General features: G+C 69.9%; 15 protein-coding genes. 6 read left to right on the top strand and 9 right to left on the bottom strand.

The window, feature by feature from the left end:
• Positions 1–89 precede the first annotated feature (89 nt).
• The 5 genes from OG625_RS21735 to OG625_RS21715 all read left to right on the top strand — a co-directional run bounded on the left by OG625_RS21735 (position 90) and on the right by OG625_RS21715 (position 4,784).
• Complete coding sequence (locus tag OG625_RS21735) at positions 90–650, top strand: SigE family RNA polymerase sigma factor (protein ID WP_069920779.1); 561 nt, start codon at positions 90–92, stop codon at positions 648–650.
• A gap of 50 nt (positions 651–700) precedes the next feature.
• Complete coding sequence (locus OG625_RS21730; protein WP_329383645.1) at positions 701–1,411, top strand: hypothetical protein; 711 nt, start codon at positions 701–703, stop codon at positions 1,409–1,411.
• Positions 1,412–1,425: 14 nt separating this feature from the next.
• The gene (gene cseB / locus OG625_RS21725; RefSeq protein ID WP_329383642.1) at positions 1,426–2,139 is read left to right on the top strand and encodes a two-component system response regulator CseB; all 714 of its coding nucleotides are present in this window, start codon (positions 1,426–1,428) and stop codon (positions 2,137–2,139) included.
• Positions 2,136–3,443 carry a two-component system sensor histidine kinase CseC gene (gene cseC / locus OG625_RS21720; RefSeq protein WP_329383640.1) on the top strand — a complete coding sequence of 436 codons (1,308 nt, stop codon included), beginning with the start codon at positions 2,136–2,138 and terminating at the stop codon, positions 3,441–3,443. Before cseB ends, cseC begins: the two co-directional genes overlap by 4 nt.
• 222 nt (positions 3,444–3,665) lie before the next feature.
• The gene (locus OG625_RS21715; RefSeq protein WP_329383638.1) at positions 3,666–4,784 is read left to right on the top strand and encodes a LamG-like jellyroll fold domain-containing protein; all 1,119 of its coding nucleotides are present in this window, start codon (positions 3,666–3,668) and stop codon (positions 4,782–4,784) included.
• A gap of 12 nt (positions 4,785–4,796) precedes the next feature.
• Here OG625_RS21715 and OG625_RS21710 read toward each other — a convergent pair whose 3' ends face one another.
• Entirely contained in the window at positions 4,797–5,408 is a 612-nt protein-coding gene (locus OG625_RS21710) for a M23 family metallopeptidase (protein WP_329390837.1), read from the bottom strand.
• A gap of 393 nt (positions 5,409–5,801) precedes the next feature.
• Positions 5,802–8,327 carry an ATP-dependent Clp protease ATP-binding subunit gene (locus tag OG625_RS21705; protein ID WP_329383636.1) on the bottom strand — a complete coding sequence of 842 codons (2,526 nt, stop codon included), beginning with the start codon at positions 8,325–8,327 and terminating at the stop codon, positions 5,802–5,804.
• A 463-nt stretch (positions 8,328–8,790) separates the two neighbouring features.
• On the opposite strand from OG625_RS21705, the gene OG625_RS21700 reads away from it, so the two are divergent.
• Positions 8,791–9,417 (top strand): SCO3374 family protein, encoded by a 627-nt coding sequence (locus OG625_RS21700; protein WP_329383633.1) that lies wholly within the window; start codon positions 8,791–8,793, stop codon positions 9,415–9,417.
• Here OG625_RS21700 and OG625_RS21695 read toward each other — a convergent pair.
• From OG625_RS21695 to OG625_RS21665, 7 genes are all read right to left on the bottom strand, one after another.
• Positions 9,402–9,737 carry a histone-like nucleoid-structuring protein Lsr2 gene (locus OG625_RS21695; protein ID WP_329383631.1) on the bottom strand — a complete coding sequence of 112 codons (336 nt, stop codon included), beginning with the start codon at positions 9,735–9,737 and terminating at the stop codon, positions 9,402–9,404. The two genes, OG625_RS21700 and OG625_RS21695, sit on opposite strands and share 16 nt — an antisense overlap.
• A gap of 166 nt (positions 9,738–9,903) precedes the next feature.
• A complete protein-coding gene (locus tag OG625_RS21690; RefSeq protein ID WP_329383629.1) occupies positions 9,904–10,443 on the bottom strand; it encodes an amino-acid N-acetyltransferase in 540 nt (179 codons plus the stop codon).
• Positions 10,444–10,454: 11 nt separating this feature from the next.
• Positions 10,455–10,883, bottom strand: coding sequence for a BlaI/MecI/CopY family transcriptional regulator (locus tag OG625_RS21685; RefSeq protein WP_329383627.1), 429 nt, complete (start codon positions 10,881–10,883; stop codon positions 10,455–10,457).
• A 114-nt stretch (positions 10,884–10,997) separates the two neighbouring features.
• Complete coding sequence (locus OG625_RS21680; RefSeq protein WP_329383624.1) at positions 10,998–11,162, bottom strand: hypothetical protein; 165 nt, start codon at positions 11,160–11,162, stop codon at positions 10,998–11,000.
• Between the two features lie 14 nt (positions 11,163–11,176).
• Positions 11,177–11,839, bottom strand: coding sequence for a hypothetical protein (locus tag OG625_RS21675; RefSeq protein WP_329383621.1), 663 nt, complete (start codon positions 11,837–11,839; stop codon positions 11,177–11,179).
• Positions 11,840–11,905: 66 nt separating this feature from the next.
• The gene (locus OG625_RS21670) at positions 11,906–12,100 is read right to left on the bottom strand and encodes a DUF397 domain-containing protein (protein ID WP_329383618.1); all 195 of its coding nucleotides are present in this window, start codon (positions 12,098–12,100) and stop codon (positions 11,906–11,908) included.
• 247 nt (positions 12,101–12,347) lie between these two features.
• A complete protein-coding gene (locus OG625_RS21665) occupies positions 12,348–13,526 on the bottom strand; it encodes a threonine aldolase family protein (RefSeq protein WP_329383616.1) in 1,179 nt (392 codons plus the stop codon).
• Positions 13,527–13,531 lie beyond the last annotated feature (5 nt).

Below are 13,531 nucleotides of genomic sequence, written 5' to 3'. Positions count from 1 at the left end.
TGGCCCGCACAGGCCCGTGACAACCCGTCCGTACCTTCGGATCCGTAAGACAGCGGATGAGCGGGCGGACGGCAGCGGAGGCGGTTGAGATGGCGCACGGCGAGGTACTCGAATTCGAAGAGTACGTACGCACCCGGCAGGACGCCCTGCTGCGCAGTGCCCGGCGCCTGGTCCCGGACCCGACGGACGCTCAGGACCTCCTGCAGACGGCGCTGGTGCGCACCTACGGCCGCTGGGACGGCATCGCGGACAAGTCGCTGGCCGACGCCTACCTCCGCCGGGTCATGATCAACACCCGCACGGAGTGGTGGCGCGCCCGCAAGCTCGAAGAGGTCCCCACCGAGCAGCTCCCCGACGCCTCCGTCGAGGACGGCTCCGACCAGCGTGCCGACCGCGCCCTGCTGATGGACATCCTCAAGGTGCTCGCGCCCAAGCAGCGCAGCGTGGTCGTCCTGCGACACTGGGAGCAGATGAGCACCGAGGAGACCGCTGCCGCGCTCGGGATGTCGGCGGGTACGGTGAAGAGCACGCTGCACCGCGCGCTGGCCCGCCTCCGCCAGGAACTGGAGAGCCGGGATCTGGACATGCGCGCGCTGGAGCGCGGTGACCACACCATCCGGTACGAAGGGCGTGAGCGGTGCGCGGCCTGAATGGCCAAGACAGAGGTCGGACTGGCCTGACCGGCAATGCAATGGTCCTGATGTCGGCGGGGACGATCGTCCTCGTCGGCACTGCCGTGTTCGCGGTCGGCTGCGCCACCGGCGGCACCGGCCTGCGCGACGGCGGCCCGGCCCGCAGCGAGGCCGTGGCCAAGGCGGGCACGGCGGCTCCGGCGGAGTCCTCCTCGCCGTCCGATTCCTCTTCCTCTTCTTCCTCTTCCTCGTCGTCCGATCCGTCCGGGGACGTCGAGGACCCGGGCTCGCCCTCCGCCGCCCCCTTCGACCAGCCCTTGAAGAAGGTCGACCCCGTCAAGCTCCTGATGGCGGACCCGAAGGTCAGCCCCGCGGTCAAGCGGGACCTCAAGCCCTGCTCGGGCAAGGAGTACCCGGTGGACGTGAGCTACGGGAGGGTGACGGGCAGCCCCGTCGTCGACATCGTCGTCAACGTCCTGTCCTGCGCGGACGCGCTCGGCCGCGGCTCGTACGTGTACCGCGCGGACGGCGGGAAGTACGAGAATGTGTTCTCGGACGAACAGCCGCCCATCTACGCCGAGATCGACCGGGGCGACCTGGTGGTCACGAAGCAGGTCTACGGGAAGAGCGACGCGCTCGCCTATCCGTCGGGCGAGGACGTGATCACGTACCACTGGACCGGGGACCGCTTCACCGAGCAGGACCGCGTCCACTCGGAGTACAGCAATGTGGTCGACGGCGGGGGCCAGCCCGCCCCGGCCGTGACCCAGAAGAACTGAGGCGAGGCTTCCGCATGGCCGAAACCCATGTCCTGTTCGTCGAGGACGACGACGTCATCCGCGAGGCCACGACCCTGGCGCTGGAACGCGACGGGTTCGTGGTCACCGCCATGCCCGACGGACTGTCCGGCCTGGAGTCCTTCCGGGCGAACCGCCCGGACATCGCCCTGCTCGACGTGATGGTCCCCGGCATGGACGGCGTGAGCCTGTGCCGCCGCATCCGTGACGAGTCCACCGTCCCCGTGATCATGCTGTCGGCGCGCGCCGACTCCATCGACGTCGTACTGGGCCTGGAGGCGGGCGCCGACGACTACGTCACCAAGCCCTTCGACGGCTCCGTGCTCGTCGCCCGCATCCGCGCCGTGCTGCGCCGCTTCGGCCACGCCGGCGGCCCGCAGAACGGCGGGTCGGGCACCGACGGAGACGGCCTGGACGGGGAGCGCGGGGTGCTGTCCTTCGGCGACCTGGAGGTCGACACGGAGGGCATGGAGGTACGGAAGGCCGGCGCCGCGGTGGCGCTGACGCCGACCGAGATGCGGCTCCTGCTGGAGTTCTCCTCCGCGCCCGGCACCGTACTGTCGCGCGACCGCCTGCTGGAGCGGGTCTGGGACTACGACTGGGGCGGCGACACCCGCGTCGTCGACGTCCACGTCCAGCGGCTGCGCACCAAGATCGGGCAGGACCGGATCGAAACGGTCCGGGGCTTCGGATACAAGCTCAAGGCATGAGACGGTTCACCCTCCGCACGGGGATCCGCTGGAAGATCACGCTCGCCATCGCGGCCGTCGGCGCGCTCACCGCGGTCGCGCTGAGTCTGGTGGTGCACAGCGCTGCCCGGGTGTCGATGCTGGAGAGCGCCCGCGAGACGCAGCTGGACCGGGTGCAGTTCATCTCCCGCAACGCCGACTCGGGGCGCAAGCCGATGATGGGCGCCAAGGTGAACGACCCGGAGCTGCCCGCTGAGCTGCGCGAGAAGGCGCGGTCCGGGCGGCGCGGCACCTTCGTGCAGGAGAACCCGCACGGGCTGCCGGAAGTGTGGGCCGCCGTACCGCTCGGCAACGGGCAGGTGCTGTCGCTGCACACGCAGTTCCGGGAGAGCGCCAACATGGTGCGCGACCTGGACCGGGCCCTGGTCGTCGGCTCCCTCGCGGTCGTCATCGGCGGCTCGGCGCTCGGCGTGCTCATCGGCGGACAGATCTCGCGCCGGCTGCGCAAGGCAGCGGCGGCCGCGCAGCGGGTGGCGCACGGGGATCCCGAGGTGCGGGTGCGGGACGCGGTCGGGGGCGTCGTACGCGACGAGACGGACGACCTCGCGCGGGCCGTCGACGCGATGGCGGACGCGCTCCAGCAGCGGCTGGAGGCGGAGCGGCGGGTGACCGCCGATATCGCGCACGAGCTGCGCACCCCGGTGACGGGCCTGCTCACGGCGGCGGAGCTGCTGCCTCCGGGGCGGCCGACCGAGCTGGTGCGGGACCGGGCGCAGGCGCTGCGCGCGCTCGTCGAGGACGTACTGGAGGTGGCCCGGCTGGACAGCGCGTCCGAGCGGGCCGAGCTCCAGGACGTGGCGCTGGGCGAGTTCGTGAGCCGCCGGGTGAAGGCGCTGATGCCGGAGGCTTCGGTACGGGTGGTCGCGGACGAGATCGTCAGCACCGATCCGCGCCGGCTGGAGCGGATCCTGGGGAACCTGCTGGCGAACGCCTCCCGGTACGGGCGGGCCCCGGTCCAGGTCGACGTCGAGGGCCGGGTGGTACGGGTCCGCGACCACGGGCCCGGCTTCCCGGAGGCGCTGCTGCGCGAGGGGCCGAGCCGGTTCCGTACCGGGTCCACCGACCGGGCGGGCGTGGGGCACGGGCTCGGGCTGACCATCGCGGAGGGCCAGGCACGGGTACTGGGCGCCCGGCTGACCTTCCGCAACGTGGCGGCCCCGGCGGGCGGCGATACGGCCGGCGCGGCGGGTGCGGTGGCGGTGCTGTGGCTCCCGGAGCACGCTCCGACGGCCACGGGCAGCTTTCCCGTGGTGAAGGTGCCCTAGGTCGTCTCTTTCGGATCTTGCCGGTTAAGCCCGCGTCGTCCGGTGCCGTGCATCGCAAGGCGGAGGGGCGCCCGAGTACTGGACGTACTTGGGCGCCCCGACAACGCGGCGAGGTGCGGTGCCGGGCGGCGCGGGTCAGGCAAGATCGGAAAGAGACGGCCTAGAGGGGGTTCCGAACCCTGGCCCTACGCGCCCGGGGGCGCGTGACTTAGCATCCCTGGCATGACCGACGGCACGAATCCTCCCAGCAACCCGCAGCCCGAGCCCGCCCCGGGGAGCGGCGGCTACGGGTTCCCGCCCCAGAACGGCGGGTACGGATACCCGCAGGGCGGTGGTTACGGCTACCCGCCGAACGCGCCCGCAGGCGGCTTCGGCCCCCCGCCGGTGTTCTCGCAGGCTCCCGAGCAGGGGATACCCGTCCCGCCCGCCGGTGACCAGCCGGACTGGGAGGCCATGGCCGATCGTTCGGCGTCGGAGCGGCGCAAGAAGCGGCTCTGGATGGTGAGCGGAGCGGTGGCCGTCCTGCTCCTGCTGGCCGGCGGCGGAACGTTCATGCTGCTGAAGGGCGGCGACGCGGGCGACGACGGCTCCAAGGACGTCGCCGACAACGTGCAGCCCTCGTCCACGCCCGAACCGGGCGCGAGCCCGACGAAGACCTACTCCCCCACCCTCGCCGAGGACCCGTCGCAGCTGCGCGACAGCGTCGGCAAGACCCACATCCGCATGGGACCCGACGCCTCGGTGCCCAAGGCCGGCAGCCGCTACGAACTCCGCCTCAAGGGAAATCCTGAGTCGTACGCGCAGGGCACGAAGTCGGCCGTGGACACGGAGAAGAGCTTCACCCTCGCGGCCCGCCTCAACAATTCCTCCGGCGCGAAGGGCGCACACATCGCCGTGAGCCAGGGCACGGGGGAATCGTTCGCGTTCGAGCTGGGCGCCGACGACGTGAACGGCAAGCAGGCCTGGGTGTTCCGCGTGCGGACCTCCGACAAGAGCGAGAAGCCCACCCTCGTCACCATCGCCGCCGAGGGGCTCAAGACCGTCAAGACCACGACGGTGCTGATCGCCACCTACGACGCCGAGAAGAAGATGATCTCCCTCTACGTGGAGGGCAAGAAGGCCGCCGAGGCCCCGATCCCGGGGATCTGGAAGAACACGGGCCCCCTGCAGCTCGGCCGCGCCCGCCACGACAACGCCTGGGCGGGCGACTGGCAGGGTGCCATCAGCTCGGTGCGGTTCTACGACATGGCGCTCACGCCGGAGCTGGTCGCCGCCTACAAGAGCGGCACCCTCGACGAGGCCACGAAGGCCAAGTGCATCCACGCGTGGATCGTCGGCTGACCGACCGAGGGATCAGATGGTGACGCCGGCGTTGCGCAGGAAGGCCATCGGGTTCACGGCCGAGCCGTAGTTCGGCGTGGTGCGGATCTCGAAGTGCAGGTGCGGGCCGCTGGAGTTGCCGGTGTTGCCGGACAGGGCGATCTGCTCGCCCTTGGCGACCTTCTCGCCGATCTTGACCTGGATCTTCGAGAGGTGCGCGTACTGCGAGTACGTGTTGTTCGCGTGCTTGATCACGATGGCGTTGCCGTACGCCGGGCCGTCGCCGCCGCCGTTGGGGCCCGCCTTGACGACGGTGCCCGCGGACACGGCGTCCACCGGGGTGCCGGTCGGGACGGCGAAGTCCTGGCCGGAGTGCTTGTGCGACCACATGCTGCCGCCCTTGCCGAAGGTCGCGGACAGCGTGTACTTGTCCACGGGCTTCTCCCACAGGGAGGTCTTCGCGGCGGCCTTGGCGGCCTGCGCGGCGGCCTGGTCGGCCACCAGCTCGGCGGTACCGGCGAGGGCGGTCTGCGTCGTGTCGGCGAACGCGGCGGTCGTCCCGGCCCCGAGAGCGAGCACGGCACCGAGGGCGGTGGCGCCGACGGCGATACGGGTACGACGGGTGCTGACGCGCTTCGCGGACATGAAGGAGACCTCCGGGGCCGGGGACAGGTACGGGTTCACGCCGCTACGGGCATGAAGTGACCCGGCACGATGAAGTACGTACCGGGCCCCACCTTGGTAACCCGAGCCCCCGAACTTCCCCAAACCTCCCCATTACTACCCGTTCTCGTAGCGGGGCAGGGGCTCTACGACCTGTTGACGCGCCTCCCACCTGGGACGGAGGGCTTCCCGCGAGGCTCATTGGATCTACGAATCCACCTAGTACGTCCGTTTTGTTCTGTGCGGCTTGTCACCGGTTCAGGACCTTCGGCGGGCCGGTCCGGGACCTTCGGCGGGCAACCGAACGGACAACGGCAAAAGGGGCGGCCCCGGAACCTTTCGGTCCCGGGGCCGCCCCTTGGCACTGCTATCGCGTTACGCGCCCTTCGACAGGTCCGGGCCGGAGCCCGTGGCCTCGATCGGGGGGAGGTCCGGCAGAGCCGACTTCTCCTCGCCGCGGAAGGTGAACTTGGCTTCCTCGCCCTCACCCTCCACACCGACCACCACGATGTGACCGGGACGCAGCTCGCCGAAGAGGATCTTCTCCGACAGCATGTCCTCGATCTCGCGCTGGATGGTCCGGCGCAGCGGCCGGGCACCCATGATCGGGTCGTAACCGCGCTTGGCCAGGAGCTGCTTCGCGTCACCGCTCAGCTCGATGCCCATGTCGCGGTCCTTCAGGCGCTCGTCGACCTTCGCCAGCATCAGGTCGACGATCTGGATGATGTCTTCCTCGGTGAGCTGGTGGAAGACGACCGTGTCGTCGACACGGTTGAGGAACTCGGGCCGGAAGTGCTGCTTGAGCTCTTCGTTGACCTTCGCCTTCATCCGGTCGTAGTTGGTCTTCGTGTCGCCCTGGGCCGCGAAGCCCAGGTTGAAGCCCTTCGAGATGTCCCGCGTACCCAGGTTGGTCGTCATGATGATGACCGTGTTCTTGAAGTCCACGACCCGGCCCTGGGAGTCGGTCAGACGACCGTCCTCCAGGATCTGGAGAAGGGAATTGAAGATATCCGGGTGGGCCTTCTCGACCTCGTCGAAGAGGACGACGGAGAACGGCTTCCGGCGCACCTTCTCGGTGAGCTGGCCGCCCTCTTCGTAGCCCACGTAACCGGGGGGCGAACCGAAGAGACGGGAAACCGTGTGCTTCTCGCTGAACTCCGACATGTCGAGGGCGATCAGCGCGTCCTCGTCGCCGAAGAGGAATTCGGCGAGCGTCTTGGAGAGCTCGGTCTTACCGACACCGGACGGACCGGCGAAGATGAACGAGCCGCCCGGGCGCTTCGGGTCCTTCAGACCCGCACGGGTACGGCGAATCGCCTGGGAGAGCGCCTTGATGGCGTCCTTCTGGCCGATGACCCGACGGTGGAGCTCGTCCTCCATGCGGAGCAGTCGCGAGGACTCCTCCTCGGTGAGCTTGAAGACGGGAATGCCGGTCGCCGTGGCGAGGACCTCGGCGATCAGCTCCTCGTCCACCTCGGCGACGACGTCCATGTCGCCGGACTTCCATTCCTTCTCGCGCTTGGCCTTCCCCGCCAGCAGCTGCTTCTCCGTATCACGGAGAGAGGCCGCCTTCTCGAAGTCCTGGGAGTCGATCGCCGACTCCTTGTCGCGCCGCACGTTCGCGATCTTCTCGTCGAACTCGCGGAGGTCCGGCGGCGCGGTCATCCGACGGATGCGCATCCGGGAGCCGGCCTCGTCGATCAGGTCGATCGCCTTGTCCGGGAGGAAGCGGTCCGAGATGTACCGGTCGGCCAGAGTCGCCGCGGCCACGAGAGCCGAGTCCGTGATGGAGACGCGGTGGTGGGCCTCGTAACGGTCGCGCAGCCCCTTGAGGATCTCGATCGTGTGGGGGAGGGAAGGCTCCGCCACCTGGATCGGCTGGAAGCGGCGCTCGAGGGCCGCGTCCTTCTCGAGGTGCTTGCGGTACTCGTCAAGCGTCGTGGCACCGATGGTCTGGAGCTCACCACGGGCCAGCATGGGCTTGAGGATGCTGGCGGCGTCGATCGCGCCCTCGGCGGCGCCCGCACCCACGAGGGTGTGGAGCTCGTCGATGAACAGGATGATGTCGCCGCGGGTGCGGATCTCCTTGAGCACCTTCTTCAGGCGCTCTTCGAAGTCACCGCGGTAGCGGGAACCGGCGACCAGGGCACCCAGGTCAAGCGTGTAGAGGTGCTTGTCCTTGAGGGTCTCGGGGACCTCGCCCTTGACGATCGCCTGCGCCAGGCCCTCGACGACGGCGGTCTTGCCGACGCCGGGCTCGCCGATGAGGACCGGGTTGTTCTTGGTCCGGCGGGACAGCACCTGCATGACCCGCTCGATCTCCTTCTCGCGCCCGATGACCGGGTCGAGCTTGGATTCACGAGCAGCCTGGGTGAGATTGCGGCCGAACTGGTCCAGGACCAGCGAGGTCGAGGGCGTGCCCTCGGCCGGGCCGCCGGCCGTGGCCGACTCCTTGCCGCTCCCGGTGTAACCGGAGAGCAGCTGGATGACCTGCTGCCGGACTCGGTTGAGATCGGCGCCCAGCTTCACGAGGACCTGGGCGGCGACGCCCTCGCCCTCGCGGATCAGGCCGAGCAGGATGTGCTCGGTGCCGATGTAGTTGTGGCCGAGCTGGAGGGCCTCTCGGAGCGAAAGCTCCAGGACCTTCTTCGCCCGCGGAGTGAAGGGGATGTGGCCGGAAGGGGCCTGCTGCCCCTGTCCGATGATCTCCTCAACCTGCTGGCGAACAGCCTCGAGCGAAATCCCGAGGCTCTCCAGGGCCTTAGCGGCGACACCCTCACCCTCGTGGATCAAGCCCAGGAGGATGTGCTCGGTGCCGATGTAGTTGTGGTTGAGCATCCGGGCTTCTTCCTGAGCCAGGACGACAACCCGCCGCGCGCGGTCGGTGAACCTCTCGAACATCGTTTATCGCTCCTCAGAGCGGTCGGGCAGTTCGGGGTCGGTCCCCGCCCTGTCCTTCCGCATGCTAGTCCCGCGGGGCGGGACAGCTCATTCCAACTGCCGACATCCGTCCACGGCTCACCCCCACGTCAGCGAGGAAAACCGGCCTGAACAGCCGACAACTGCTCCAACCCGATAGTGGGAGACGATGTTCCCGCAGGCCAGGCAGATACCCGTCATGCGAGTACGCCGATGGCGAACGGGAGCCGGTCAAATCAGCGTGTCGCCCCGATCCACTAGGAATGTCTTACCCGTAAGGACTGACACTCCATGCCGGTGGCACCGCATCCCTCCGCTAAGGGCGAACACGGTTCCGTCCCGAATGCGGGACTCCGGCCTCACGGATGTTTACGTTCCGCATCGCCGTGAGTGCGGTGTGTCACACCGACCGTAACCCAGGCGCGTTTCGGGAGTTGCTCCGCACATGGCCGCAACCCTCCCGCAGAGCCCTCTCCAGACCCCTCTCCAGAGCGTCCCGGGGCCGCGGGTGCCGCCCGAGGGGGACACGTACGCGGGCTGGTACGAGCGGGTGCTCGGCTGGACCGTTCTGGGCGGGGCGCCCCCACTGCTCGCCACCGGCGTCCGGTTCGACGTGCTGGAGCTGCCGGCCGACGCGGGCGCGGCCCTGCTGCGCAGGCCGGTCGCCACGGGTCCGGTGGCCCTGACGGGACGCCGGATGCGGTTCCTGGTGGCCGCGGGCAGCGCAGAGGAGCTGGACGGGCTGCTCGACTGGCTGGAATGGGGCGGGGTGGCCCTGGATCTCGCCGCCCTGGGTGCGGGTGGCCGGATCACCGCCCCGGCTCCCCCGGGGATGCCCCTCGGAGAAAGCCCTCGGGGGGCCGCCGTGTGGCTGCGACCCCCCGAGCAGGGGTGTGAGGCACTGCTGCCGGCCCTGTCCGCTCCCGGGCGGGCCGCCGGGCCCAGTCGTGGAAACGGCGCCGCCGGGCCCGATCTCGTACGCCTGGTGGCGGCTGCGGCGACGGAATGTCACCGGGCGCGCCTGAGGCGACGTACGCCCCTACGAGGAACCGTGGGTCAGCGGTTCTCGTAGGCCTCGCGGATGTCGGCCGGTACACGGCCGCGGTCGTTGACGTTCAGCCCCTGGGCCTTGGCCCAGGCGCGGATCTCGGCCGTGTCCGTGCTGCTGGCCGTCGCCGCCGCGCGGGCCTTGGCGCCACGGGCCGTGGTGGCACGGCCACCGGTGCGGCGGCCGCCCTTGGTGTACGGGTCGAGCAGACCGCGGAGCTTTTCAGCGTTGGCGGTGGTGAGGTCGATCTCGTAGGTCTTGCCATCCAGAGCGAACGTCACCGTCTCGTCCGCCTCGCCACCGTCGAGGTCGTCGACAAGAAGGACCTGAACCTTCTGTGCCACCGGGATTTCCTTTCATCGAAAAGCAGTACGCGGAAAGGAAACCGCTTTTGCCTGGAAAACACAAACCCCCGGGGAGAGGTTCGAGACCGCAACGAGGCGGGAAACGTGCGCGATTCGGACATAGGCCACAGGCGGGCGGAGCACGGGAAAAGCCCCGGGTGATCGATCAGAGGTGCAGAAGCATCCGACTGTTGCCCAAGGTGTTCGGCTTCACTCGTTCGAGACCGAGGAACTCGGCGACGCCCTCGTCATAGGAACGCAGCAGCTCCATGTAGACATCCGTCTCGACGGGGGTCTCCCCGATCTCGACGAACCCGTGCTTGCGGAAGAAGTCCACTTCGAAGGTGAGGCAGAAAACACGGCTCACGCCGACCTCGCGGGCGGTGCGCAACAACTGCTCCAGCACGCGGTGCCCGACACCGGCGCCCTTCAACTCGCGGTCGACGGCGAGAGTGCGCACTTCGGCGAGGTCTTCCCACATCACGTGGAGAGCTCCGCAGCCGACGACCTTCCCGTCAGAGGCGCGTTCCGCGACCCAGAACTCCTGGATGTCCTCGTAAAGGACGACGGGTGCTTTGTCGAGCAGGATCCGCTGCTGCACGTACTGGTCCAGCAGGCGCCGCAGTGCGGGAACATCACCGGTGCGGGCTCGGCGGATCGTCACTGTTTCTGCGTGTGCGGCGGATGCGGCGGAAAACTCTCCCATGCGACCGGACGCTATCGTCCCGACTCCTCCGGCTGCTCGCCGGAGTCCCCTTCGGCTTCGGGGGCGGCCGGGGTCTCGTCGTCGTGCTGGACGACGCGTACGGCGTCGCGGAGGGCTTCGCGCTGTTCGGCCGACATCATGCCGAAGAAGGCCACGAGAGCGGCGGCGGGGTTGTCGCTCGTGGACCAGGCTTCGTTCATGAGTGCGGCCGAGTAGGCGGCGCGGGTGGAGACCGCCGTATATCGATAGGCGCGGCCTTCGGCTTCCCGGCGGACCCAGCCCTTCTGATGAAGATTGTCCATAACGGTCATGACCGTGGTGTACGCGATGGACCGTTCCTGCTGGAGGTCTTCCAGTACTTCCCGAACGGTGACCGGGCGGTTCCACTGCCACACCCGCGTCATGACGGCGTCTTCGAGTTCTCCCAAGGGGCGAGGCACACCAGCACGATAGTGCGGGTTGTGCGTAATTGCCCGACTATTCGGTCGGCAACGCGCAACAAAAATCGGGCGCACGGCGGGGAAAGCCGTACGCCCGGTGCCCCTCGGGAGGGGCTACTTCTGCTGCTGGGTGCCTGCGGCCCGGGCGATCACGGCGTCGACCGCCGCGTCCTCCTTGGCCTTGTTCGCGCCGCCCTGGCTCTTCACGATCGTCCTGACGAGGGCGATGAAGAACGCGGCCATCACGGCGGGGGGCACGAGCGCGGAGACGTAGTCCATGCCGGACAGCCTAGCTAGCCGGCGACGCGGCCCGCTTCCGGGGGCGGGGTGGGCTTGCGGCGCGGCGGGAACACCTCGCCGGGCGTCGGGATCGGCTTCTCCGGCCGCTGCGGCTCCTTGGGCCGGGGCTCCGGGGAAGGCCGCTGGTCCTGGCCGCCGGACTGGACGGCCTGGAGCCCGGACTGGACCCCGGCCTGCCCGGCCTGGACCGCGGCCTGGAGCCCGGACTGGCCGCCGGCCAGTGCCAGCAGCCGGGTGCGGGGCGCGGGGGCCGTCGACAGCCGGCGCCGTACGGAGCGCTCCGCGACGCCCTGGGCCCGGTCCAGCAGCGCGGCGGCGACCGGGTTGGCCCGGAGGGCGCGCAGGGCGGCGAGGTCGTCGGGCACGGGCTCGTAGCCGGCCGCCAGGGCGTCCTGGAGCAGCTCCAGGTAGCCGGAGAGGCTGCCGGGCAGGGCGCCCCGGTAGCGGCCCAGATCCTCGATCAGGAAGGCTCTGAGCCGCCCCGCCTCCTGGACCACGTCGTCCACCGACTGCGCGAGACGCAGGCAGTCCTGGACCTCCGGGGCCGTAAGGGGGGCCGTGGAGGACTGAAGGGCGTGGGCGAGGGAGCGCCTGAGCACGAGCAGTTCAGCAGCGCTGAACGCCATGCCGCCGCGGGATCCGTAGGGCGTGGGCATGGGCCGAAGATACGCGCTAATCGGACAAAATCCCCTGAGGGTGCGGGGTGCGGCGCGGCGGTTCTTTCAGCCGGATTCCTTGACCGCGCGGAGGAAATCCGCCCAGGCGGCCTGGGTGGTGGCGAGTACGAGGTGGGCGGGGTCGGCGCGGTCGGCGACCCGCACGAGGGTGCCGGGGGTGGCGGCGACGTAGACGCAGGCGTCTCCCTCGCCGCAGTACGAGGACTTCTGCCAGGCGCCGGCCGCGGGCTGGACGGTCATGGTGTCTCCTCCGGTCCAAGGATTTCCCGTCGGAGGGACGGTATCTCCATGGCCGGACTTCACCGGTGGGTTTTACCGAATTCAGTGATTCGTCGTGCCCGATGTTCCGGTGCGGGGTGGGCGGGTGTGCCGCTGCGCGGAGCTGGTCCCCGCCCCGCCCTTTCTCCGTTTCCCGGGGCTCCGCCCCAGACCCTCCCCCAGACTCCGTCCGGGGGGAACCCCAGTCCTCAAACGCCGGACGGGCTGTCTATAGCCGTGCCGTGAAGTCCGCGACGGCTTCGGTCACGTCCTGGGGTGTCCAGGAGAGGCCCGGGGTCGTGATCGTCAGTTCCGTCATCGAGATGCCCGGGACCGCCGTCGGGGACCACTGGCGGAACAGGACGCGGCCCGTTCCCTCCGCGGTGCGCAGGCCCGTCTCCGTGAGGTGGGTCGCTTCGAAGGGGAGCAGGACCTGGAACTGGTGGGTGTGCGGGACCTCCGGGTTGATCCGGGACCAGGCGATGCCCGAGGCCGCGAGTGCCGAGTGCAGGGTTTTCGCGATCAGGCGGGCCTGTTCCACGTAGGCCGGCAGGCGGGGCAGCTCCCGGTCCAGGCCCGACAGGGCGGACAGGGCGGCGGGGAACTGGCGGAAGACGTTGCCGCCGTAGCGGTGGCGCCAGACCCTGGCCTCCTCGACGAATCCGGCCGGTCCCGCCAGGCAGGCCCCGCTGAGGCCGCCCAGGGACTTGTAGAAGGAGACGTAGATCGAGTCCGCGAGTGCCGCGATCTCCGGCAGGGGGCGGCCGAAGTGGACCGTGGTCTCCCAGAGCCGGGCCCCGTCGAAGTGGACCACCGCCTCCCGCTCCCGGGCGGCGTCGACCAGCTCCTCCAGTTCCTCCCAGGAGGGGAGGAGGAAGCCCGCGTCGCGCAGGGGCAGCTCCAGCATCAGCGTGCCGAAGGGTTCCGGGAGGGAGGCGACCTCCTCCGGGGAGGGCTGGCGGAGGTCCGTGGTGGGATGGACCACGCGCAGGCCGGAGACGGTCGAGAGGGCGTCCCCTTCCCAGCGCTCCGGGTGGCTCATCGGGTGCAGGGCCACCACCGGGTTCCCCGTGCGGCCCGCCCAGCAGCGCAGGGCGATCTGCTGGGCCATGGTCCCGGACGGGAAGAACGCCGCGTCCTCGGTGCCCAGCAGGTCCGCGACCCGGCGCTCCAGGGCCGAGACCACTCCGTCGCCGTACAGGTCGGCCTGTTCGTCCGGGTCGTACGGGGCCTCGGCCAGCGAGGCCAGCAGCTCGCCCAGGGACGGCTCGCGGGGGCTGCGGGCGAGGGTGCGCTCGGCTCCGCGCCAGGCGGCCACCAGCCGCCGCTCGTACGCCGCGTCCGCGATCCCCGGCCCCGTCTCGTGCCCGGTCTCGTGCCCGGTCTCGTGCTCGGTCTGATCGGTCATGGCCC

It is taken from the genome of Streptomyces sp. NBC_01351 (genome assembly GCF_036237315.1).
GTDB lineage: Bacteria > Actinomycetota > Actinomycetes > Streptomycetales > Streptomycetaceae > Streptomyces.
Note: the sequence above shows the minus strand (reverse complement) of the source record. Positions and strands in the feature narration are given on the sequence as shown.

Coding starts and splice junctions, on each gene's coding strand:
- OG625_RS21735 (WP_069920779.1), top strand. CDS start 90: ATGGCGCACGGCGAGGTACTCGAATTCGAAGAGTACGTACGCACCCGG.
- OG625_RS21730 (WP_329383645.1), top strand. CDS start 701: ATGTCGGCGGGGACGATCGTCCTCGTCGGCACTGCCGTGTTCGCGGTC.
- cseB (WP_329383642.1), top strand. CDS start 1,426: ATGGCCGAAACCCATGTCCTGTTCGTCGAGGACGACGACGTCATCCGC.
- cseC (WP_329383640.1), top strand. CDS start 2,136: ATGAGACGGTTCACCCTCCGCACGGGGATCCGCTGGAAGATCACGCTC.
- OG625_RS21715 (WP_329383638.1), top strand. CDS start 3,666: ATGACCGACGGCACGAATCCTCCCAGCAACCCGCAGCCCGAGCCCGCC.
- OG625_RS21710 (WP_329390837.1), bottom strand. CDS start 5,408: ATGTCCGCGAAGCGCGTCAGCACCCGTCGTACCCGTATCGCCGTCGGC.
- OG625_RS21705 (WP_329383636.1), bottom strand. CDS start 8,327: ATGTTCGAGAGGTTCACCGACCGCGCGCGGCGGGTTGTCGTCCTGGCT.
- OG625_RS21700 (WP_329383633.1), top strand. CDS start 8,791: ATGGCCGCAACCCTCCCGCAGAGCCCTCTCCAGACCCCTCTCCAGAGC.
- OG625_RS21690 (WP_329383629.1), bottom strand. CDS start 10,443: ATGGGAGAGTTTTCCGCCGCATCCGCCGCACACGCAGAAACAGTGACG.
- OG625_RS21680 (WP_329383624.1), bottom strand. CDS start 11,162: ATGGACTACGTCTCCGCGCTCGTGCCCCCCGCCGTGATGGCCGCGTTC.
- OG625_RS21675 (WP_329383621.1), bottom strand. CDS start 11,839: ATGCCCACGCCCTACGGATCCCGCGGCGGCATGGCGTTCAGCGCTGCT.
- OG625_RS21670 (WP_329383618.1), bottom strand. CDS start 12,100: ATGACCGTCCAGCCCGCGGCCGGCGCCTGGCAGAAGTCCTCGTACTGC.
- OG625_RS21665 (WP_329383616.1), bottom strand. CDS start 13,526: ATGACCGATCAGACCGAGCACGAGACCGGGCACGAGACCGGGCACGAG.